We start from the raw sequence: 21,997 nt of genomic DNA, 5'->3' as shown, positions 1-21,997 counted from the left end.
GCGTTCGTGTTTGAAGACCAAGCATTCATCGCGGGGTGGAGCAGCCCGGTAGCTCGTCAGGCTCATAACCTGAAGGTCGTTGGTTCAAATCCAGCCCCCGCAACCAAATCAAAAAAAAGCGCCTCGCAAACAAAGCGAGGCGCTTTTTTTGTGCTCGCCAAAAACCCATAAGCCCAAGAAAACAAATAAGCCGAGCGCCGACGACGAAAGTCCCGCGCCAAGGTCCTGGCGGTCAGTGACTATGATGCCCAAGCGACCGGACGGGCGCCATGCAGGCGCCCAGCCCGAAAGCCGGAGACAATGACCGCATCACCCAAGACCTTCTAGACGACAAAGAAGTCCTTGAAGGTCAGCTTGAGGTTCTTGCTCAGCGTTGCGATCTGAACCTGCGCCGACCCGCCCGTGCCGTCCGAGTCGTAATAAAGCGCGCCCGTCTTCTTGTTGTAGATGATCCGATCGTCCCCATCATGAGCGCTCGAGCCAATAGACAGCCACTCCTTCTTCAGCACACCCGTCTTCGTGAGCGTCTTGAAAATCGACTTCGCAAGATGAACCGTGTCAGCAGCCACCGAAAAATCCACAATCTTGTCGACGTCCCCCGGGATTTCCGCTGGACCCGATCCAAAAGCCGGGAAAATCCCGGGAAAGCGGGCGAGACTAAAAAACGGCGATCATCCTTCTCACCGGATTATGGGGTCCAGCCAGCTGAGACACGACGACCGTCCGTCAAAGAGGCTTTACCACCTTACCGGGTCGTGACTCAGTTTGATGAGGATAAGGCACAGGCTTTCCCTCCCCCTTGCGGGGAGGGATGAAGGGGGGCCTTTACCGGGTGAAATTTTCATAAGTCTGGCGCTGTAGCAGCCTTCCTGCTTATCGGATCAGAGGCAACGCTCTGACTTTTCAACCCCCACCTCCTAACCCTCCCCGCAAGGGGGAAGGAAGAGCGCGGATCAAACTGAGTCATTACCCCTTACCGCAAAGGCTTTTGAGATGGCTGATTCGGCGTTAGGAAGGAGAAAGTTTTTGTCCCATGAGGGTATCGTCTTGCGCGAAAAGAACAGCATGGTTCGGGATTTTGCCCGGCTCGCTCCTGTCATTCCGGTCGTGACCATCGAAGACGCCCGAATGAGTATCGATCTTGCGCAGGCCTTGGTTGGCGCCGGGCTTCCCGTTATCGAGATCACGTTGCGGACAGACGCCGCTCTCGATGCCATTGCTGCCATTGCCAAAGCCGTTCCGGAGGCCGTCGTCGCTGCGGGCACGATCCTCCATGCGGCGCAAATCAATGAAGTGATCGACGCGGGCGCGAAATTCATCGTGACGCCGGGCACACCGCGCGCCCTGGCCGAGACCCTTGCAGAGGCCGCAATCCCCGTCATGCCAGGGTGTTCCACCGTGTCTGAAGCCATGGCTCTGGCTGGGTTGGGCTTCGAATCCCTCAAGTTCTTCCCCGCCATGGCAGCCGGGGGGCCAGCTTGGTTGAAGGGAATCAACGGCCCGCTTCCGAATCTTCAATTCTGCCCAACCGGCGGTGTCGATCTCGCCAATGCTCCGAGCCTTTTGTCCCTGCCCAATGTCCTTTGCGTCGGCGGAACCTGGATTACACCCAAGAGGGCCATGGATGAGGGAGACTTCACGACCATAGCGCGCCTCGCCCGCGAAGCCGCGAGCCTACGTTCCATCGCAAAAGGTTGAACTATTCTCGCCGTCTCCCGTTGAGATTTCGGTCAAGTTAGGCATCAGGCGGCGCTGCCGCGGTGCTTCCTTTGAGCGTCTTCTAAAACCAGGGAGGCTTTCATGTTCGATCCGAAGGTATTGCTCGACGCTCTCGTGGGTGCTTCCGCGCGGCCCGATTCGCAGCAGGGGCAGCCTTCCAGACAAGGCGGTGGAAATCTTCCCGGTCCGCAGAACGGTCAGACGTCGGGTCCCCTCTCTGGTGGTACGGGTGGTCTCCTGCAAAAGGCCAAAGATGTGCTGGAGCAGAATCCCGGACTCGCCCAGGCTGCTGTCATCGGTTTGGCCGGACTTCTTTTCGGAGCACGCAAGCAGGAGGGGAGCGCCATACCCGGAGGCTTGGCCAAGCTCGGTGGTCTCGCTGTGATCGGCACTCTCGCCTACAAGGCTTTTCAGGGAAGACAACAATCGGTTGGCGGCGGAACATCGCCCAGCGATTTGGGCGGCGCGCTGGATCTGCCGAAAGATTCGAGCTTTCACCCGGCCGTGCAGACGGAAGATGATGCCATGCTTTACTTGCGGGCCATGGTAGCGGCAGCGGCGGCCGACGGGCATGTGGATGACCAGGAGCGCGCTCGGATCGTCAAAGGATTGGGCCAGGCCGGCGTCGATCCGCGGGCAACGCGCTGGCTTGATCAGGAATTCGCCTCACCGGCAGATGTGGACGAGCTTGCGAGCAACGTGAACTCGCCCGAGAAGGCCGCTCAGGTCTATGCAGCCGCACGGGTCGCAATCGAGCCGGATACGTTGCAGGAGCGCGAGTTTCTACGCAGATTGGCCGAGTCGCTCGGTCTCGATCCGGGCATGAAACAGAAGGTGGACGACGCCGCTAGCGCGCTCAAGGTTTGAGGATCTCGCGATAGAAGATCGGAAGCGCCGAAACGCGTTCGACGCTTCCGATCTGTGCAGGCACTTTCGTCAAAGCGGTGACGAGCGACCAAGAGGCTTGATGCGCTCGTACTTCACCATGCTCTCGCGGCCACCCTTTTCATCGTAGCGTTTCGCAAGAACGAAGCTGAGATCAGGGGAGTAGAAATCAGTGTGCTCCGACATGACTCGGCCGTCGCCGTTAAGGTAGCGATGACGAACCAGCAGCACAGTGTAGCTGCAAGAGCCGAGCTGCAGCTTCTCTTGCCCTGCGACTGTCAGCTCAAGGGAAATTGGAGTACCCACCTTGTTCTGCTGTGCGCGCGCGAAAGTGATGGCGCGGCGTGACTTCGCATCGAGCGGAAAAATTGAGCGTATGTCCGAAAGCGGGACGTTGATGACGTGTGCCGTCTCATCCGATCGGCTGATCTCGAAGAGACCGCGATAGTAGATGACGTCTTGCTTCTTTCCGCCGGGATAGGAATTCACGACGTGGACGAACTGATCCGAAGCTGGGCGGACTTCCGCCACCGTTCCTTGCCGCTCGAGCGCAAAGCCGATCTTCGCGGTCTCAGCGTTGGGGCAGTCGTCGGCAAGAGCAGAATTGCCAACGACCAGGACAATGAACGGCAGAAAGCGCTTGAACATGCCTAAGGGCCTCGGATCTGTTGAAGGCCGGGTCTCCCGCAAAGCCTGGGCGGCGGCAATCGACTACAATTATCAACGAGAGTTATTTTATTTCGCTATTGATCTCAAATGCGAAAATAGTCTTCCTTGTCACGTCGGTCCCGTAATCCTAAGTCAGCCTTCCAACGGCTTGATTTCCCCGCAGGGCAGGATCAAATCGAGATATGCGCGTCATTCAACACCGAAGAGGAACGAGGAATGGCTGAACGGCCTCATCGTCGCACGCCCGATCAACTTCGTTCTCGCCTGTGGTTCGATAATCCCGACAACCCGGGCATGACGGCGCTCTATCTCGAGCGCTATCTCAATTACGGCCTGACGGCGAAAGAACTGCAGTCGAAGAAGCCGATCATCGGCATCGCGCAGACGGGTTCCGATCTCTCGCCCTGCAATCGCCACCACATCGAACTCGCCAAGCGCGTGCGCGACGGCATCACGGCGGCCGGCGGAATCGCCTTCGAATTTCCGTGCCATCCCATTCAAGAGACCGGCAAGCGCCCAACCGCCTGCCTCGACCGTAACCTGTCCTACCTGTCCCTTGTCGAGGTGCTCTACGGCTATCCTCTCGATGCGGTCGTTCTGCTCACCGGTTGCGACAAGACTACGCCTGCCTGCATCATGGCGGCGGCGACGGTAAACATTCCGGCGATTTCGATGAATGTCGGCCCCATGCTGAACGGCTGGCACCACGGCGAGCGTATCGGCTCCGGCACGATCATCTGGAAAGCGCGTGAGCGCCACGCGGCCGGCGAAATCACCTATCAGGAATTCATCGATATCGTGAGCTTGTCCGCACCTTCGGTCGGGCACTGCAACACCATGGGCACGGCCTCGACGATGAATGCGCTGGCCGAAGCGCTCGGCATGTCCTTGCCGAGTTCGGCCGCGATTCCCGCGCCTTATCGCGAGCGCGGTCAGATCGCCTACGAGACCGGGCGGCGCATCGTCGAGATGGTGTGGGAGGATCTGAAACCCTCCGACATCCTCACCCGCGAAGCCTTCGAGAACGCCATCGTCGTCAACGCCGCCATCGGTGGCTCGACCAATGCGCCGATCCATATCAACGCAATCGCCAAGCACATCGGCGTGCCGCTCGATTGCGACGATTGGGAGAAGATCGGTTTCGAGATTCCGCTTCTCGTGAACATGCAGCCCGCGGGCGAATATCTCGGGGAGGAATACTATCGCGCGGGCGGGTTGCCCGCCGTGCTCGCCGAACTCATCAAGGCGGGAAAGATCCGCGAGCAGGCACTCACCTGCAACGGGAAGACGGTGGGCGAAAACAATACGGGCCAGTTCACCTGGGACCATGATGTCATTCGTGCCTACGACAATCCGTTGAGAGAGAAGGCCGGCTTCTTGAACCTCAAGGGCACGCTCTTCGATTCCGCGATCATGAAAACCTCCGTGATCAGCAAGGAGTTTCAGGATCGCTATCTGTCCAACCCGAAGGACCCGAATGCCTTTGAAGGCCCCGTGGTCGTGTTCGACGGGCCGGAGGATTATCACCACCGCATCGACGATCCGTCACTCAACATCGACGAGCATACGATCCTGATCATGCGCGGCGCGGGCCCCATCGGTTACCCCGGCGCGGCGGAGGTGGTGAACATGCAGCCGCCAGGCGCGCTGATCAAACGCGGTGTACACTCGCTGCCGTGCATTGGCGACGGGCGCCAGTCGGGCACGTCCGGCACGCCCTCGATTCTCAATGCATCGCCGGAAGCGGCGGTGGGCGGCGGTCTCGCGTTGTTGCAGACCGGCGATCGCATCCGCATCGACCTCAACAAGCGCAGCGCGGATATCCTGATTTCCGACGAGGAGCTGAAGCGCCGTCGCGCCGATTTCGAGGCGAAGGGTGGCTATCCTTATCCTGCGAGCCAGACGCCCTGGCAGGAGATCCAGCGCTCCATGGTCGATCAACTCTCTGAGGGCATGACGCTGAAGCCCGCAGTGAAATACCAGAGGGTCGCGCAGACCTTCGGCGTGCCGCGCGACAATCACTGAACATCAGCGCATCTAAAAACGAAGGGCAGGCTCCGGTCTGTCCTTTTCTCTGCGCCCTTCGCTGTCGCCTGTATCCCCAACGTGCCAACCTGCGAATTGACGCTATATATTGCTGCAGAGCCAGATCGAGGCGCGAGAGTACATGGTCATTGTGCGGAAGCTGACGCCGGATTTGCGGGCTGCATATCTGGACTTCTTTGATCGGCAAGCCTTCCAGGACAATCCAGAATGGTCCGGTTGTTATTGCAACTGTTTTTACGCGGATCACTGCCGAAAGCCCTGGAAGGACTGGACGGCGGAGGAAAACCGGCAATCAGTGGCCGAGCGTATCCAAGCCGGACAGATGTGGGGTCATCTCGCCTTTGTTGAAGACCAAGCGGTTGGTTGGTGTGGCGCCGGGCCAAAGGATGCCATTCCGATCTTTAATGCATAGGCCCGAGAAGATCGCGAGAATATCGGGGTCATCACGTGCTTTGTCGTGGCGCAGGCGTTTCGCGGACAGGGCATTGCGCGGCAGCTTCTGAGAAGCGTGCTTCAGGACTTCGCGGCAATGAATCTCGCGATTGCCGAGGCCAACCCTCGACCGGCAGCAAAGACAGCCGCAGAAAACCATTTCGGTCCTCTATCGCTGTTCTATTCGGAGGGGTTCTCCTTCCATCAGGATGATCCCTCCGATGGTTCGATCATTGTCAGAAAGCGTCTTTAGGCTGCGACGATCGTCGCAAAGATGCACAGCGGACAATCAGCCAAACAAAATCTGTGTCACAACATCATAAGTCTGAGCCTAGGCCTTCAGCCACGGCGTCTCCGGCACGGGTGTCTTCGGCCCGTGGCCTGAAAACCATGATGTCAGATTGTCGACGACGAGTTGGCCCATGGCGTTGCGGGTGTGCACCGAGGCTGAAGCGACATGCGGCAGGAGCACCACATGCTCCATGTCGATGAGTTCTTGCGGCACGCGTGGTTCGTCTTCGAAAACGTCGAGGCCGGCGGAGAGGATCGCGCCGGAACTCAGCGCTTCGATCAGTGCTTTTTCATCGACGACGCTGCCGCGCGCCACGTTGATGAGAACGCCTTCCGGGCCGAGGGCCTTGAGCACTTCGGCATTGATGAGGTGCTTCGTCTCCGCTCCGCCCGGCGTGATGACGATAAGGACGTCCACGGCTTCAGCGAGCGCGACGACCGTCGGGAAGTAGGCATACGAAATGTCTTCCTGGCGGCGACGGCCATTATAAGCGATTGAGATGTCGAAACCTTCGAGCCGTTTGGCAATCGCCTTTCCGATGCGGCCGAGCCCGACGATACCGATCTTGCGCCCGCGTAAAGTCGGCGAGAGTGGGAAAGGGCGCTCCAGCCATTTTCCGGCGCGCAGATAACAGTCGGCTTGCGGGATTTGTCTCAACGTCGCGATCAGGAGACCGATGGTGAGATCGGCCACTTCGTCGTTCAGTACATCGGGCGTGTTGGTGACGAGAATCCCTCGCCGAACGGCTTCATGCACGTCGACATTGTCGTAGCCGACACCGAAGCTTGAAATGATTTCGAGCTTGGGCAACAGCTCGAACAGGGCGGCGTCGAATTTGCCGTGAACCGTGCTTGTGGCGACGCCACGGACCTTAGATCCGATGTCCTTGAGATAGGCATTGCGATCATTCGCCTCCCAGAGTCGATGAAGCGTGAAGGCCGCGTCGAGCTTTTCCATCACCAGCGGCAACATCGGCGCAGTCATCAGCACATCGGTCTTGGCCATCGATCTTTCCTGCTTTGTCGTGTCGATATTCAGCGGCGCACGCATCTCGGGGATTCGCCGTTGCGGAGGCTTTCGTCGATGAACGCGGCCTCGCGGCGAAGAGCCTCCTTCACGTCGCCCGGCAAATCGAGCCAACGGCAACCGCGCAAGGCAGCCTCCAACCATAGAGGGCATTGAGGCTGACACGCTTGGGCAACATGACTTGATTCGGCGATAGGCCTCAAGGGCGCCCATTCGCCGGAGTTCCCCGACTGTGCGAATGCCAGCCTCTTCCAGCCAGCCTTGGCTGACGGGGCCTATTCCCGAAAGTTCGCTGAGAGAGGCGTCGTCCATCGCTGCCATTTTCCGCATAGCCTCAGGATAGAGTAGAGCGGGGCACGATGACAATGATAAGCGCCCGCGCCTTATTCAGGCACGGGGCTCGAAGAACTTGGATCGTAGAAGAACTTGGATCGTCAGTGAGGCTTACGCCGCGATGTCCGAATCGGTGTCGGGTTCCGCGTCCTCGAGTTCGTCTTCGGGACTGTCGAAACCTTCGAGATCCGCGCCGGTGAGTTTCGCCAGATTTTTGGCGCCCTTGCGCAGCAGCTTGCGCAGACGCTTGCGATCCTTGGGGTCGAAACCGTCGAGGAGTTCCTCCTCGACTTCGTTCCACAGCTCGTCGATGGAGGCGGCTTTCTTCTTGCCTTCCTTGGTCAGCTTGACGCGCACGACCCGGGCATCGCCCGGTTCGGTGTGGCGTTCGACCAGCTTCATGGCGGCAAGCCGGGAGACGGTCTTGGAAGCGGTTGGCGGTCGGACCCGCAGGATCGTGGCAAGTTCACCCATGGTCATGCGCCCCTCGCTGGCGAGGGCCTGCAGAACCTGCTCCTGACCGGCAAAGAGGTCGAGCTTGGCCAGCTTGTCGCCCATGCGGCTTCGATGAAGCCGGGAGGTCTGGACGAGAGCCCAGCCGACGCTTTTCACACCAGGATGTTTCATCCATGCACCTGTCAGAGGAGAACGCCATCTGTTTGCCAACCATGGAACATGGGTCATGACGGTTCGATGACAATCTGAACGCATTCTACAACTTAGACGATAGGGTGCCGACTGAACTTTAAGCTCAAGCCTCCGGCTCCAGGACGCTTTCGTGCCAATGTCGCAGGGCCCAGCGGGAAAGGGTCGAGGTTACGAGAAAGATTGCGATGCCGGTCAGGGCCAGCAACACGAGGGCCGCGAATAAGCGGGGAATGTTGAGGCGATACTGGCTCTCGATGATCCGATAGGCGAGGCCCGAGCTGGCCCCGGCCGAGCCCGCGGCCATTTCCGCCACCACTGCACCAATAAGCGAAAGCCCGCCCGCGATCTTCACACCCGCGAGAAACGAGGGAAGGGCCGCGGGAAAGCGCAAATACCAGAGGGCTCTCAGGCGCGAGGCCGCACGCTGGCGGAGAGTGACGGAGCTGCCGCTATAGAGTGCAAACAGATCAAGCAGGTTTCGGTCGACCGATTGGAGCCCCAGCATCGTATTGGAAAGGATCGGGAAGAACGCCACCATCCACGCGACCGCCAGAACCGCGACCTCCTGCGGCATGTAAATCAGAAGAAGCGGCGAGATCGCAACGACAGGGGTCACCTGCAACGCCACCGCAAAGGGATAGATCGAATACTCGACCACTCGCGAAAGGCTGAGCAGAAGTGCCAGCGCCACGCCGCCGATGACGGCCAGAACCAATCCGGCGAATGTGGTTTTGAGCGTCACGAGAAGTGCCGCGGACAATATCGGCCAATCGGTGACGAGAGTCGTAGCAATGAGGCTCGGAGCCGGCAGGATGTAGGCCGGGACGCCGGCCATGCGCACATAGGCTTCCCACGCGGCTATGGCGGCGATGAAAACGGCGACGGGGAGCCAGAAGCGACTCGATGAATGCCTGAGACGAAGTGCGGACGTCTCGCTCATGCGGATGCCCTCGTCATCGTCGTCGCCCGCGCCAGGACATCCGAAACCTGTCCGCACCGTTTCGCGTAAGCAGCACTGGACCGATAGTTCGTCCCGCGTTCGCGCGGCGCATCGATGGCAAGGGTCGCGACCGCATGTCCAGGGCGCGGCGTCATCACCGCGATCCGGTCTGAGAGATAGACGCTCTCGTAGACGGAATGCGTCACGAACACGATCGTGCAATCGAGCTCATGCTTCAACCGCAGCAGATCGTCATTGAGTTTGAAGCGCGTGATTTCATCGAGGGCGGCGAAAGGCTCATCCATCAGAAGGAGTTTGGGGCGCAGGCTCAAAGCGCGTGCAATGGAAACACGCATACGCATGCCGCCGGAAAGTTCGCGCGGATAGGCTTTTGCGAAACCGGTCAATCCGACCATCGACAGGATATCGTCGATGCGTCGCGTCGCCTCGCGTCTGGATATGCCGCGCAGGCGCAGCGGAAACCACACATTGTCCGCGACATTGGCCCACGGCATCAATGTCGGATCCTGAAACACGTAGCCGATTTCGCTGCGATGATCGCTCTGCGTATCGTCCGCCCACACGACGCTTCCCGATGTCGGCTCCGACAATCCCGCGATCAATCGCAGGATCGTCGATTTGCCGCAGCCGGAAGGGCCCAGCAGGGAGATGAGTTCACCCTGGAGGATATCGAGATCGAAACCGGAGAGCGCCGTCACCCCGTTGGCGAAAGTTTTCTCCACGTCTCTGAGAGAGACGAGGGGATGAGACGCCTGCGACAGGGACGATCCGGCCATGCTCATTTTTTCAGATCGAGTCCGACGCCCTTGTTCACGAACTGAAGCGTATAGGCGCGCTTGTAGTCGAGATCGGATTTGAACAAGCCCGCCTTGACCATCTTGTCGAAGAAATCCTTCATTCGCGCATCGGTCATCGCGCCGATGCCGAGTTTCGCGGCATCTCCTGAATCGACGATGCCGTATTCTTTCATCTTCTCGCGTGAATACGCCAAAAGCTCATCCGTCATTTCCGGATTTTCGCGCTTGATGAGCGCGACCGCCTTCGCATTGTCGCCGTAGAGATAATTGTACCAGCCGATGGTCGAGGCATCGACGAAGCGTTGCACGAGGTCGGGATTTTTTTCGATCACCTCGCGACGCGTTTCGATGGTGGTCGAATAGGTGCTGAAGCCGTAATCAGCGAGCAGGAAGACGTTGGGCTTGAAGCCTGCGGCCTTCTCGATGGTGAGAGGCTCGGACGTCGCATAGCCCTGCTGCACGGCCTTCGGATTGGTGATGAACGGAGCGGGGTTGAAGCCGAAGGGCTTGATCTGCTCTTCCTTGAAGCCGTATTCGGCGCGCATCCACTGGAAGAACGTCGCGACGCCATCTTTCGACAGGAGAATGTCGTTCGATTTCTTCAAGTCGAGGAAGGTATCGAGTCCCTGGCCGGGATGGCTCATGAGGATCTGCGGCTCCTTCTGGAAATGAGCCGCGACGACGATGGTCGGGATGTCTTTCTCGACGGCCGAGAAGGCCTGGATCAGGCTGCCGCCCATGTAGAAATCGAGCTTGCCGGCGGCCAGAAGCATGCGGTTGTTGGCGCGCGGGCCGCCTGGGACGATGGTGACCTTGAGGCCGTACTTCTCGTACGTCCCATCAGCCACGGCCTGATAATAGCCGCCATGCTCCCCTTGAGCGAGCCAGTTGGTGCCGTACGAAACTTCGGTCAGGGGTTGCTGCGCAAAGGCCCCATTGAGGCTGCCCGCAAAAACGGCTGCCATCGCGGCAAATCCGATTCGAAGCTTCATGGAGTCCTCCATAGGGCTATTGTCCTGATCCAGCCGCTTTTGCTGTCTCGGGCTCGCATTAGCAAGCGGTGGCGGTCGGCAGCTTGCGCTTATGCAGAACTCATTCCAACGACCAGGGATAGGTCCAGGTTTCGGTGAGCGTTCGATTGCCGGCGCGTAGGAAGGCGCGAAGGTCTGTCGATTGACCCGGCTCCAGCTTCACGTCGATGGCGGCGCGAAAACCCTTCGTGTGATCGTTCGGGACGATGAAGGTATGGGTGATTTTGCCGTTCGAGACCGAGGGTACGAGTTGCACCAGTGACGGATCGGCGAGGTAGTATTCCAGATCGCCGCCCGCGAAATCGATGAGGAAGCGGCGATGAGTCCGGTCGCTCGGTCCGTTCGAGCCGCTGGCGCGCGGAGGGGTCTGGAAGGTGTTGACCGCCTTGCCGCCCGGATGCATCGTGTCCGTGTTCGAAATGGCGCGGAGGCGGTAGTTGAGCGTGATGTCCTGACCGCGCTCGAAAGGTCGGCTCGGCTGCCAATAGGCGACGATGTTGTCATGCGTCTCGTCGGTGGTCGGGATCTCGACAAGCTCGACCCGGCCTTCGCCCCATTGGCCGACGGGTTCGACCCAATATCCCGGGCGCTTATGATAGAAGGCTTCGAGGTCCTGGTAATCCTCGAACACGCGATCGCGCTGCATAAGGCCGAAGCCGCGCGGATTGTTGTCGCTGAAGGATGAGACCGTCTTGCGGTCGGGGTTCTGAAGCGGACGCCAGATCCATTCACCGGAGCCGGACTGCATCAAGAGGCCGTCCGAATCGTGAAGCTCGGGGCGGAAATCGTCCTGTTTGTGGCGCTCGTTCTCACCCTCGAAGAACATGGAGGTGAGCGGGGCGATGCCGACATTCGGAATCGTCTGGCGCGGGAACAGGGTCGCCGTCACGTCGATGGTTGTCTCCTTCGAGGGATAGACGTCGAAACGGTAGGCTCCTGCGACCGAGGGGCTGTCGAGCAGCGCATAGACCGTCGCCCGGTCGCTCTGCGGGGTCGGCATCTCGATCCAGAATTCACGGAAATACGGAAACTCTTCCGCTTCCCCACCCGTCACGTTGATGGCAAGCCCGCGCGCGGACAGGCCGTATTTCTGATCGCGCCCGAGGAAGCGGAAATAGCTCGCGCCGAGGAAGGCGATCAACTCGTCGAAGACCTTCGGTGTGTTGAGCGGGTAGTGCAGCCTGAAGCCGGCGAAACCCAGATTGACCGGCAGCGGCTTCTCGATCTTGTTGCGGCCGTAATCGAACAATTCGCGCTGGTAGGGAACCGGCGTCGGAACCCCGTCGCGGATCACGTTCACCGTCACGGGCCGCTGGTAGAGAAAGCCCGGATGGAAGAGTTGCATTCGGAACGGTCCGCCGCCGCCCGCCAGAAGCGCCTTCTCCGGTCGGAAGCGGATGTCCCGGTAATCGTCGAAGCTGAGTTGGTTCAGGGGTGCGGGCAGCTGCTGCGGTGGAGCCTCGTATGGCGCTGCCGACACCTCTTTGGCCCGGCGCACCACATCCTCGAAGCGGAACGGGGTCGGCGCGGGCGCGGCGGTCTGCTGAGCGAAGGCGGGCAGCGCTACGGTCGCCAGCAGGCTCTGCAGAACGATTCGGCGGGACAGGGTCATCATGATTGAGCGGGTGCTGTTCTTCTTGGGCTTTATAGGAGCCGATAGGAGGGCTGGAAGATGCAAGTCTTGTTCTCTTCCGTCTACCCATTCTCGTTAATACAAGCTGAACAAGGGAGCCGGGAGGCTCTATGTCAAAAACCCTCAAAAAAGGTCTTGTTATCCAGAGCGAATGACCCTATGTCACGGCTTGCCCAATTTCGCACGTGCCTGTGGTCGCGTGCCGGTTGGTGGGCATCCGGACAAGAGGCCGGACAGCCGCCCGAGAACATCCTCGTTCTCGATACCCCTAACCGGCAGCCGGAGGCGAAAACCGGCGCACCCCGTTCTCAACGGGGGACGCGGCTTAAAGCAACGACGAACGGGCTTTTTTGGTCTCGTTGGCCCTCCAAAGGTCAACACCGAAGAGGCTTGTTTATCATTGCCAGGCGTGCGGACAGGGACCTCCCCTTTCCAATCCAAGGCAGCATCGTCGGGTGAAGAGCCCATCGGCGCTCCTCGTGTCTCCAACGCACGAGCGCGCGATGCATCTTCCCTCGCTGACGCCGGGTGCGCAGGATTCGTCTCGACGATTCTAGCGATACCTGAACTTCAATCCGGGGCCTGAAGAGCCCCATTGAACCTTTGGTGGGGAGAGCGCCATGACTCAGCGCATCCGTGAATTCCTGCGCAACCGACGAGAGGACGGCCCGTGCGTCGTCGTCGATCTCGATGTGGTGCGCGACAACTATTCCAAATTCGCCCGGGCGCTTCCCGACACGCGCGTGTTCTACGCCGTGAAGGCGAATCCCGCGCCGGAAGTGCTGAAGGTGCTCGCCGATCTCGGCTCGTGCTTCGACACGGCGTCCGTGGTCGAGATCCAGCTCGCCCTCGATGCCGGCGCTACGCCGGAACGCATCTCGTTCGGCAACACGATCAAGAAGGAGCGCGACATCGTCCGCGCGCTCGAGCTTGGCGTGCGCCTCTTCGCGGTCGATTGCGAGGTCGAGGTCGAGAAGATCGCCCGCGCGACGAAAGTGGTCGGCGCCAGCGACGTAAAGGTGTTCTGCCGCATTCTCTGCGACGGCGCCGGAGCCGAATGGCCGCTTTCGCGCAAGTTCGGTTGCGTGCCTGAGATGGCCGTCGACGTGCTGGAACATGCCTGCCGCAATGGCTTGGAGGCCTATGGCGTTTCGTTCCACGTCGGTTCGCAGCAGCGCAACACCGAGGCCTGGGATCAGGCGCTCAGCTCCGCCTCCACGATTTTCCGTGAATGCGCGGGTCGCGGCATCCACCTGTCGATGGTCAATCTCGGCGGCGGCTTCCCGACGAAGTATCTGAAGTCGATCCCGCAGGTGGAAACCTACGGCGAGTCGATTTTCCGCGCGCTCTCGAAGCATTTCGGCAACCGCATCCCCGAGACGATCATCGAGCCGGGTCGCGGCATGGTCGGCAATGCGGGTATCATCGAGACCGAAGTCGTTCTCATCTCCAAGAAGAGCAACGACGAGGAAGAAGTGCGCTGGGTTTATCTCGACATCGGCAAGTTCGGCGGTCTCGCCGAAACGATGGACGAGTCGATCCGCTATCCGATCCGCAGCGAGCGCGACCACGACCGCAAGGTGCCGTGCGTGCTTGCCGGTCCGACCTGCGACTCCGCTGACGTTCTCTACGAGAAGGAGCCTTATCCGCTCCCCATCTCGCTCGAGATCGGCGACAAGGTGCTGATCGAGGGCACCGGCGCCTACACGACGACCTATTCGGCGGTCGCGTTCAACGGCTTCCCGCCGCTCAAGTCCTACGTGATTTAACTCACGTCCTGTCCGCCTCGTCGTTTGTCGATGAGGCGGACCCAGCGCCTTCGCGAGGAGGCTTCTCTCAAACCACTGGTCCGGACGGCCTGCTCCGATGAGCGGGTGCGAGGGCTGTCGCTCACCCCAGCATGCGGGAGGCCACGGCCATGATCACAATGCGCGAAGAAAACTTTCGCGATGTCGAAGCGCGCGAGGCGCTGCTCGACGCTTGCTTCGGACCCGCGCGGTTCCAGAAGACCTGCGAACGGCTGCGCGAAGGCCGCCGCCCCGCCGAAGGGTTGGCGCTTGCCATCGAGCAGGATGGTGCTCTTGTCGGCACGGTTCGTCTTTGGCACGTGACCGCCGGGCCGGATCGGCCGGTGCTGATGCTCGGGCCGATCGCCATCGATCCTGCGCGTCAGGGCCTCGGGCTTGGTGCGAAGCTGATGCGCGAAGCGCTTTCCCGCGCGGGCGCGCTCGGTCACCGGGCCGTACTGCTCGTGGGCGATGCGCCCTATTACGAGCGCTTCGGCTTTTCCGCGACCAAGACCCAGGATCTCTGGCTCCCCGGTCCCTATGAACGCGAACGCTTTCTGGGTCTGGAATTGCAGCCGGACGCCCTTGATGGCGCGCGCGGTCTCGTCTCCGCGACGGGCTCGCTCTGCGACAAGCCGGATCTTGCCGCCCTCGTGGCTGCCGCCGCCAACGACATTTTCGGGAGCTTTCGTCGTTCCCTTTAACCGACTACCGATTGACGCGTGCCGCACCACAACTATTGGTACGGCGCGCGTTTTGCTTTTCTGACTTGCTGTTTCGATAAGGAGGACCTTGATGTCCGTTTGGCCTGTTCATGGACGCATCACTGGCCCGATCGTGATGATCGGCTTCGGCTCGATCGGCAAAGGCGCGCTGCCTTTGATCGAACGCCATTTCGAGTTCGACAGGGACCGTTTCGTGGTGGTCGATCCTGAGGACAAGGACAGGGCTCTCCTCGACGAGCGCGGCATTCCTCTGATCAAGAAGGCGCTGACGCGCGAGAACTATCGCGAAATCCTGACGCCCCTTCTCACCAAGGGCGGCGGCCAGGGCTTCTGCGTCAATCTCTCGGTCGATACCTCCTCCCGCGATATCCTGGAGCTCTGCCGCGAACTCGGCGCGCTCTATATCGACACGGTCGCTGAACCATGGGCCGGCTTCTACTACGACAAGAGCGTCGGCCCGGAAGAGCGCACGAATTACGCTCTGCGCGAGATCATTCTCGACGCGCGCCGCCGCAATCCCGGCGGAACGACAGCGATATCCTGCTGCGGCGCCAATCCCGGCATGGTGTCGTGGCTGGTGAAGCAGGCGCTGCTCAACGTCGCCAAGGACGCCGGTATCGCGCATGACAACCTTGAGACCCGCCAAGATTGGGCGCTGCTCATGCAACGTGTCGGCGTGAAGGGCATTCACATCGCCGAGCGCGATACGCAGCGTGCGCGCGCACCCAAGCCGCCGAATGTCTTCGTCAACACGTGGTCGGTCGAGGGCTTCGTGTCGGAAGGCGTGCAGCCGGCGGAACTCGGCTGGGGCACGCACGAGAAGTGGATGCCCGAGAACGGCCGCACGCATGCGAAGGGCTGCCAATCGGCGATCTATCTGCTGCAGCCGGGCGCCAATACCCGCGTACGTACATGGACCCCGACCGCACAGGCACAATACGGTTTCCTGGTCACGCATAACGAGGCGATCTCGATTTCCGACTACTTCTCAGTGCGCGAGGGAGACAAGGTCGCGTATCGGCCGACCTGCCATTACGCCTATCACCCCAGCAACGATGCGGTTCTCTCGCTGCACGAAATGTTCGGCCAGGGGGCCAAGCCTCAGGATAAGTTCCACATCCTCGACGAGAACGAGATCGTGGACGGCATCGACGAACTCGGCGTGCTGCTCTACGGGCACGACAAGAATGCCTATTGGTACGGGTCGCAACTTTCCATCGCGGAAACGCGTCGGCTCGCGCCATACCAGAACGCCACCGGCCTTCAGGTCACATCCGCCGTGATCGCGGGCATGGTTTGGGCACTCGAAAACCCGAATGCAGGCATCATGGAAGCGGACGAAATCGATTTCCGTCGCTGCCTCGACGTGCAAAAGCCGTATCTCGGCCCCGTCGTCGGCGTCTATACGGATTGGACGCCGCTTGACGGTCGCCCCGGGTACTTCGCGGAGGATCTCGACATGTCCGATCCGTGGCAGTTCCGAAACGTGTTGGTGCGATAAGACACGGTCCTCGTCATGGCCGGCCTTGAGCCGGAGTCGGATGTTTCCGACTTCGGTTTTTCAACGCGGAGGTCGGCAACAGCCGACTTCCGGCCATCCACGTCTTCCAGCCTTTGCGGCTAAAAAGGCGTGGATGCCCGGGACGAGCACGGGCATGACGGAAAGAGAGAGCGCGCAATGCCGCATTTCGAGGAATTCTACGCACAAAAGCTGCACGGTTCGCTTGGGCTTGTGGATGCTGAATCGGTGCTTGATCTGCGCAACGCCTCCCGCGAGCAGGCGGCGGCCTCCTTGCAGGATATGCTGGAGCGCAGCCGCTTCGCGCAGTCGAAATCGGTTGCGATCCTCATCCAGCCGCCAGCCGAAGGCGGTGGCGAGACGCTCTTTCAGCCGGTCGGAAAGGCGCTCCTAGAAGCCAAGAAACGTGGCTGGATCGAGCGACTGCAAACGTTGCCGATGCAGGACGGATTGGGATTTTACGTCGTGCTTGCGGGAAAGCCTGCGAGCGAAGCCTGACTATGCTGCCGCCGTGCGTGATTGAGACCTGAAGAGGCCGCGCACGAAACCGGCCAGCACCAAAACGCCACCCCAGACGATGATGAAGCCGGAGGCCGCCGACACGACGCCCTCTTGCGTGATCGGGACGGCCGGTTCGAAATCGGCATAGGCCGCGCGCATCACATCCACGTCGCCTTCACGAACCATGACGAAGATGCGGGAGAACGATCCCGCCTGCGCCATGGCCCGGCGTTGCGCATCGAGATTCCCCAATCTTTCCACATTGGCTTGCATGGCTTCGCCCTGCTCGCTGACGAGCTTGTCCGGGTTGTTGCGCAACCGCGCGATGGACTGGTCCCGCGCTTCCCCATGCGAGGCTGCATTCTGATCGAAGTGGTCGATAATGCGGTTCAACTCGTCGACGGCGCCACCGAGGCGCTGGCGGTATTGTTGGCTGAATTCGGGGCCTTGCGAGGCGATGCCCGCGCCGATGAGCCCACATCCGAAAGCGATGATGCGTAAGGTTCGAGACAAGCCGGGCTCCCTTTGCGCACGATCCGGGGCGGATACTCTGACGGATTTCGCTTTAGGACTGAAGAGCTTTCAGCACATCCTCTTCTGTCACATCCTCAAGCATCTCGCCGATCTTGCAGGCGCGCGTCTTCACGCCGGGTTCCATCACGAGGATGATGGTCTCCACGCCGGGACAGGCGGGATCGGTGCAGGCGATTTCGTTGACGGCGAAAGCGATGTCCGGGGAGCCGCCGAGTGCCGCGCGTGACCATTGCTTCACGCGCTCGGCCACATCCCGGTTCGGCTTCGATGAGCCGAGTGCACCTTTCAGGAATGCTCCGAACCGCGCCATGCGTCCCCTCAGGTCGGAAGCGTCAGAATGCCGGCCTGCCCGTCTTCGCAGCCGAAGGCGAGGCGTTTGCCGGGCTTGTCCCAGACAAGCGCCGTGATGCCGCTCCCCTTGACCGCTGGGCGAACCAGCAACTCGGACGCGTCGTTCATGCGGATCAGGAGAATGCAGCCATCCTCATAGCCGACGGCGAGCACGTAAACATTGGGATGAAACGCAACCCGGCTGACCTTGGCGGCGCGCACGCCGCATTCGCGCGGCGCTTTGCCCATCGGGCCTTCCTTCGATTCGAAGGGCCAGACGATGGCCGCTTCCGCACCCGAGGTGGCGAGCCATTTGCCGTCAGCGGACCAGGAGAGCGAGCGCGTCTTCGACGGATAGCCGCTCATCCGCATATGGCCTTTGTCGGGCACCAGACGCCAGCCATGCAGGGCGTTCTCCTGCATGGAGGTGACGATGAAGCGCGCGTCCGGCGACCAGGTGATGTCGAGATGGGAGCCCTTCCATTCAAGGGATTCCGGCTTCGCCTCGATGTTGGGGAACCACAAGGTCGCGCCGTTGTAGTGCGAGATCGCGAGCCGGTAGCCCTTCGGCGCGAAAGCGATGCCGCGCGCGGTCGAGGGGACTTCGAGAAGCTTCTCCTTGCCCTTGTCGTCGCGGGCGATGACGCGCTTGCCGGCGGCATAGGCGAAAGCGCCGCCCGGATGCACGCAAAGCGAATCGATCCAGGCGCCTTTGGTCTCCGCCAAGGTCTTGGACGAACCGTCCGGGCCGGTGACGGCGACACGGCCATCATCGCCGCCCGTGAGAAGGCGCTCGCCATCCGTGACAGCGACGAGAATGCCGCTGTCGTGGTGGGCTTCGATCCGGTGCGTCTCGCCATCCTTCGCCAACAGCACGCCGCCATCTGCCAAGGCGAAAGCAGCCGTGCCTTTCAGCCAGCCGAGGCCGGTGACATGCGCGCCCGCATTGATGATAGTGACGTTCTCGGTGAGCGACGGAGCAGTTCCAGCGGTCATTCAGGCGATCCCTTTGAATGGGGAGCCAATAGCACAGGTTCTAAGGAGAGGAACAAGGCTTCCTTCTCGGCATCCCGGACGCCAAGGGCGATCCGGGATCGGGTGACGAGAAGAGCGCCTCACGCGGCAAACGATCCCGGGTTCCGCTACGCGGCCCCGGGATGACGTGGCGGATTACGCCGCGCAGGCCAAAAACCCTTCGCGGATGGCTTTTTCGTTCAGATCCCGCCCGATGAAGACGACTTTCGAATCCCGCTTCTGTCCGGGCTTCCAATCGTCCTGAACGTCGCCGTCGAGGATCATGTGGACACCCTGGAACACGAAGCGCTTCGGCTCGTTCGGGAACGCGACGATGCCCTTGCAGCGCAGGATGTTCGGCCCCTCCACCTGGGTGAGATTCGAAATCCATGGCATGAACTTTTCCGGGTCGACTTCGCCATCGAGCTTCACGGAGAGAGATTGCATCTCCTCGTCATGATGATGGTGATGGCCCTCCTCGAGAAAGTCGGGCTCGAGTTCGATGATGCGCTCCAGATCGAAGGCGTTGCGCTCCAGCACTTCCGAGATCGGCAGAGAGCAGTTTTTCGTGCGATGAAGCTTGGCGTAGGGATTGATGGCGCGAATGTGTGCCTCGACCTCATCCAACTCCTTCTCCGACACGAGATCGATCTTGTTGAGAATGATGACGTCGGCGAAGGCGATCTGGCTTTTGGCTTCCGGCGCATCCTTCAAGCGCTCGGAGAGCCACTTGGCGTCGGCGACCGTCACGACCGCATCGAGGCGAGCCGCGTCCGATACATCCTGATCCATGAAGAAGGTCTGCGCGACCGGTGCCGGATCGGCGAGGCCAGTGGTCTCGACGATGATGGCGTCAAACTTGCCTTTGCGCTTCATCAGACCGTCGAGAATGCGGATCAGATCGCCGCGCACGGTGCAGCAGATGCACCCGTTGTTCATCTCGAACACTTCCTCGTCCGCGCCGACGATGAGCTCGTTGTCGATGCCGATTTCGCCGAATTCATTCACGATCACCGCATAGCGCTTGCCGTGCGGCTCGGTGAGAATGCGGTTGAGCAGCGTGGTCTTGCCCGCGCCGAGATAGCCAGTGAGAACCGTGACAGGGATCTTGTCGGACATGAAAAACATTCCGCAACTTATACCCTCCCCTTGAGGGGGAGGGTCGGCCAAAAGGCCGGGGTGGGGTGGAAACACCCGGCTGGATGAGGTCGCGTTGCCACCCCACCCCGCTCGCGATGCTCGCGACCCTCCCCCTCAAGGGGAGGGTGGTATAGCTCAGCTCGAAAGGGCCGTGCTGAAGGCCCTTATATTGTGTCGCATCATATCAATGTAAGTCCCTGCCGGGCCGCTCGCGTCGGACAATGCGTCGGAGAAGACCGGCTCGCCGATCTTAGCCCCGGTTTCCTTGGCGATGCGGTCCATCAGGCGCGGGTCTGATATGTTCTCCACGAAGATCGCGGTGATCTTGTCGGCCTTGATCTGCTTGATGATCTTGGCGACGTCCTTCGCGGACGCCTCCGCATCGGTCGAGACGCCCTGCGGTGCGATGAAATCGATGCGGTAAGCGGCCTCGAAATAGCGGAAGGCGTCGTGCGAGGTGATGATCCTGCGCCGCTCAGTTGGGATTTTATCCACGAGCGCCTTGATCTCGCCGTCCAGAGTCTGAAGCTTTTTCAGATAATCGGCAGCGTTTGCCTCATAAGTCGCCTTTCCTGCGGGATCGGCGGCAACGAGGGCGTCGCGGATGTTCGCCACATAGATTTCGGCATTGGCGACGTTCTGCCAAGCGTGGGGATCGAAGGCGCTGTGGTCGTGACTATGACCCTTCTTGGCGTCGTGGCCGTGCTCATCTTCGCCGGCGAGGGGCTTCACGCCTTTCGCAGCTTCGATCACGGCGGCCTTGGTGCCGGACGATTTGATCAGGCGGTTGATCCAGCCCTCGAATTTCAGGCCGTTGGCGAAGACGACTTTTGCCTCGTTCAGGCGACGTCCGTCGGCGGGCGTCGGGGCATAGACGTGCGCATCGCCATTGGGGCCGACGAGGTTCGTCACTTCGGTGCGCTCGCCGCCCACGTTGCGCACGAGATCGCCGAGAATCGAGAAGGTCACGACGACCTTGAGCTTGTCGGTGCTCTGGGCCGTTGCATTGAGGCAGGAACCGGTGAGGATGGAGAATCCCAAAAGGGAGGCTGTGATGATGCGTTTGAACGACATCGCGGTTCCTTTTTGACTTGAGAGGAATCAGGCTTCGAGATGCTTGCCGGGCATGATCAGCCACAACAAACCGCCCTCACGCCCGAAGACGAGGGAGAAGACGTAGAGTCCGCCGGCCACGAGAATGATGGCGGGCCCGGCGGGCAACTCGGCGTGGAAGGACAACAATAATCCACCGACCCCCGACACCATGCCGACGACGACGGATGAGATCATCATGAGAGTGATGTCCTCGCTCCAGAAGCGCGCGGCGGCGGCGGGTAGCATCATCATGCCGACGGCGAGAAGCGTGCCGAGTGCGTGAAATCCGCCGACGAGATTCATTACGACGAGACCGAGGAAAATGAGATGGGTCGGTGTGCCGGCACGGCTCACCGAGCGCAGGAAAGTCGGATCGACGCATTCGAGCACGAGCGGGCGATAGAGCACTGCCAATGCGACCAACGTGATCGATGAAATCGAGGCGAGCAGCAGAAGCGTGTTGTCGTCGAGCGCGAGCACGGTACCGAAGAGCACGTGCAGCAGATCGACGTTCGAACCGCGCAGCGACACGATGGTCACGCCGAGCGCAAGCGAGAGAAGATAGAACGCTGCGAGCGACGCATCTTCCTTCAATGAAGTGAGCCGCGAGACGAGGCCCGCCGCCATGGCGACGACAACGCCCGCGATCAATCCGCCGATCGTCATGGCTGGAAGCGACAGGCCTGCGATCAGATATCCGAAAGCTGCACCCGGCAGGATGGCATGCGCCATCGCATCGCCGGTCAGGCTCATGCGCCGCAACATCAGAAAGACGCCGACTGGCCCGCCGCCAAGCGCAATGGCAATGGAGCCAATGAGCGCGCGTTGCATGAACTCGAATTCGGAAAACGGAGCGATGAAAAGATCGAACATGATCGCG

The 21,997-nt window shown here is 60.6% G+C and carries 23 protein-coding genes, 1 tRNA gene and 1 pseudogene; 10 read left to right on the top strand and 15 right to left on the bottom strand.

The window, feature by feature from the left end:
- The first annotated feature begins 29 nt into the window (after window positions 1-29).
- Window positions 30-106, top strand: a tRNA-Met gene (locus tag AB4072_RS16805).
- Window positions 107-323: 217 nt separating this feature from the next.
- Here AB4072_RS16805 and AB4072_RS16800 read toward each other — a convergent pair.
- Entirely contained in the window at window positions 324-569 is a 246-nt protein-coding gene (locus tag AB4072_RS16800; protein ID WP_441969820.1) for a hypothetical protein, read from the bottom strand.
- Window positions 570-1,026: 457 nt separating this feature from the next.
- Here AB4072_RS16800 and eda point away from each other — a divergent pair, with 457 nt between their 5' ends.
- Window positions 1,027-1,698: a bifunctional 4-hydroxy-2-oxoglutarate aldolase/2-dehydro-3-deoxy-phosphogluconate aldolase gene (gene eda / locus AB4072_RS16795; protein ID WP_441969818.1), complete on the top strand. Its 672-nt coding sequence runs from the start codon at window positions 1,027-1,029 to the stop codon at window positions 1,696-1,698.
- Between the two features lie 102 nt (window positions 1,699-1,800).
- The gene (locus AB4072_RS16790; protein WP_441969817.1) at window positions 1,801-2,586 is read left to right on the top strand and encodes a tellurite resistance TerB family protein; all 786 of its coding nucleotides are present in this window, start codon (window positions 1,801-1,803) and stop codon (window positions 2,584-2,586) included.
- 69 nt (window positions 2,587-2,655) lie between these two features.
- Here AB4072_RS16790 and AB4072_RS16785 read toward each other — a convergent pair whose 3' ends face one another.
- Window positions 2,656-3,252, bottom strand: coding sequence for a hypothetical protein (locus AB4072_RS16785; protein ID WP_441969816.1), 597 nt, complete (start codon window positions 3,250-3,252; stop codon window positions 2,656-2,658).
- Between the two features lie 237 nt (window positions 3,253-3,489).
- Between AB4072_RS16785 and AB4072_RS16780 the strand changes: the two genes are divergently transcribed.
- The 3 genes from AB4072_RS16780 (at window position 3,490) to AB4072_RS16770 (ending at window position 6,004) form a co-directional block, all read left to right on the top strand.
- Window positions 3,490-5,298, top strand: coding sequence for an IlvD/Edd family dehydratase (locus tag AB4072_RS16780; protein WP_441969814.1), 1,809 nt, complete (start codon window positions 3,490-3,492; stop codon window positions 5,296-5,298).
- 142 nt (window positions 5,299-5,440) lie between these two features.
- Entirely contained in the window at window positions 5,441-5,731 is a 291-nt protein-coding gene (locus AB4072_RS16775; protein WP_441969812.1) for a hypothetical protein, read from the top strand.
- Between the two features lie 21 nt (window positions 5,732-5,752).
- A complete protein-coding gene (locus tag AB4072_RS16770; protein ID WP_441969830.1) occupies window positions 5,753-6,004 on the top strand; it encodes a GNAT family N-acetyltransferase in 252 nt (83 codons plus the stop codon).
- A gap of 78 nt (window positions 6,005-6,082) precedes the next feature.
- On the opposite strand, the gene AB4072_RS16765 is transcribed toward AB4072_RS16770, so the two are convergent.
- From AB4072_RS16765 to AB4072_RS16735, 7 genes and pseudogenes are all read right to left on the bottom strand, one after another.
- Complete coding sequence (locus tag AB4072_RS16765) at window positions 6,083-7,048, bottom strand: 2-hydroxyacid dehydrogenase (RefSeq protein WP_441969828.1); 966 nt, start codon at window positions 7,046-7,048, stop codon at window positions 6,083-6,085.
- Between the two features lie 183 nt (window positions 7,049-7,231).
- Window positions 7,232-7,381: pseudogene (locus AB4072_RS16760) on the bottom strand (TfoX/Sxy family DNA transformation protein); the annotation flags it as partial.
- Between the two features lie 132 nt (window positions 7,382-7,513).
- Window positions 7,514-8,029, bottom strand: a complete 516-nt coding sequence (locus AB4072_RS16755) for a MarR family winged helix-turn-helix transcriptional regulator (RefSeq protein ID WP_441969810.1) — start codon at window positions 8,027-8,029, stop codon at window positions 7,514-7,516.
- A gap of 124 nt (window positions 8,030-8,153) precedes the next feature.
- Window positions 8,154-8,990: an ABC transporter permease gene (locus tag AB4072_RS16750; protein WP_441969808.1), complete on the bottom strand. Its 837-nt coding sequence runs from the start codon at window positions 8,988-8,990 to the stop codon at window positions 8,154-8,156.
- Window positions 8,987-9,793 carry an ABC transporter ATP-binding protein gene (locus AB4072_RS16745; protein ID WP_441969806.1) on the bottom strand — a complete coding sequence of 269 codons (807 nt, stop codon included), beginning with the start codon at window positions 9,791-9,793 and terminating at the stop codon, window positions 8,987-8,989. The genes AB4072_RS16750 and AB4072_RS16745 overlap by 4 nt, the downstream gene beginning before the upstream one ends.
- On the bottom strand, window positions 9,790-10,800 hold the full coding sequence (locus tag AB4072_RS16740; protein WP_441969805.1) for an ABC transporter substrate-binding protein: 1,011 nt from the start codon (window positions 10,798-10,800) through the stop codon (window positions 9,790-9,792). The genes AB4072_RS16745 and AB4072_RS16740 overlap by 4 nt, the downstream gene beginning before the upstream one ends.
- Before the next feature lie 100 nt (window positions 10,801-10,900).
- The gene (locus AB4072_RS16735) at window positions 10,901-12,454 is read right to left on the bottom strand and encodes a glucan biosynthesis protein (RefSeq protein WP_441969803.1); all 1,554 of its coding nucleotides are present in this window, start codon (window positions 12,452-12,454) and stop codon (window positions 10,901-10,903) included.
- Between the two features lie 638 nt (window positions 12,455-13,092).
- Here AB4072_RS16735 and AB4072_RS16730 point away from each other — a divergent pair.
- From AB4072_RS16730 to AB4072_RS16715, 4 genes are all read left to right on the top strand, one after another.
- Entirely contained in the window at window positions 13,093-14,241 is a 1,149-nt protein-coding gene (locus AB4072_RS16730; protein WP_441969801.1) for a type III PLP-dependent enzyme, read from the top strand.
- Between the two features lie 149 nt (window positions 14,242-14,390).
- A complete protein-coding gene (locus AB4072_RS16725) occupies window positions 14,391-14,963 on the top strand; it encodes a GNAT family N-acetyltransferase (RefSeq protein ID WP_441969799.1) in 573 nt (190 codons plus the stop codon).
- Between the two features lie 91 nt (window positions 14,964-15,054).
- On the top strand, window positions 15,055-16,485 hold the full coding sequence (locus AB4072_RS16720) for a homospermidine synthase (protein WP_441969797.1): 1,431 nt from the start codon (window positions 15,055-15,057) through the stop codon (window positions 16,483-16,485).
- Window positions 16,486-16,662: 177 nt separating this feature from the next.
- The gene (locus AB4072_RS16715) at window positions 16,663-17,001 is read left to right on the top strand and encodes a hypothetical protein (protein ID WP_441969795.1); all 339 of its coding nucleotides are present in this window, start codon (window positions 16,663-16,665) and stop codon (window positions 16,999-17,001) included.
- Here the strand turns inward: AB4072_RS16715 and AB4072_RS16710 are convergent, their stop codons facing one another.
- The 6 genes from AB4072_RS16710 to aztB form a co-directional block, all read right to left on the bottom strand.
- Entirely contained in the window at window positions 17,002-17,517 is a 516-nt protein-coding gene (locus AB4072_RS16710) for a DUF2937 family protein (protein ID WP_441969794.1), read from the bottom strand.
- A gap of 52 nt (window positions 17,518-17,569) precedes the next feature.
- Window positions 17,570-17,848, bottom strand: coding sequence for a hypothetical protein (locus tag AB4072_RS16705; RefSeq protein ID WP_441969792.1), 279 nt, complete (start codon window positions 17,846-17,848; stop codon window positions 17,570-17,572).
- Between the two features lie 8 nt (window positions 17,849-17,856).
- Window positions 17,857-18,864 carry a WD40 repeat domain-containing protein gene (locus AB4072_RS16700; RefSeq protein ID WP_441969790.1) on the bottom strand — a complete coding sequence of 336 codons (1,008 nt, stop codon included), beginning with the start codon at window positions 18,862-18,864 and terminating at the stop codon, window positions 17,857-17,859.
- A 174-nt stretch (window positions 18,865-19,038) separates the two neighbouring features.
- A complete protein-coding gene (locus tag AB4072_RS16695; protein ID WP_441969788.1) occupies window positions 19,039-20,001 on the bottom strand; it encodes a CobW family GTP-binding protein in 963 nt (320 codons plus the stop codon).
- Window positions 20,002-20,157: 156 nt separating this feature from the next.
- The gene (locus AB4072_RS16690; protein ID WP_441969786.1) at window positions 20,158-21,096 is read right to left on the bottom strand and encodes a metal ABC transporter substrate-binding protein; all 939 of its coding nucleotides are present in this window, start codon (window positions 21,094-21,096) and stop codon (window positions 20,158-20,160) included.
- A gap of 27 nt (window positions 21,097-21,123) precedes the next feature.
- The gene (aztB, locus tag AB4072_RS16685) at window positions 21,124-21,990 is read right to left on the bottom strand and encodes a zinc ABC transporter permease AztB (protein WP_441969785.1); all 867 of its coding nucleotides are present in this window, start codon (window positions 21,988-21,990) and stop codon (window positions 21,124-21,126) included.
- Window positions 21,991-21,997: the final 7 nt, after the last annotated feature.

This window comes from Microvirga sp. 2MCAF38, assembly GCF_052115485.1.
GTDB lineage: Bacteria > Pseudomonadota > Alphaproteobacteria > Rhizobiales > Beijerinckiaceae > Microvirga.
The sequence above is the reverse complement of the archived record's forward strand: the minus strand, read 5'-3'. Positions and strand labels throughout refer to the sequence as shown.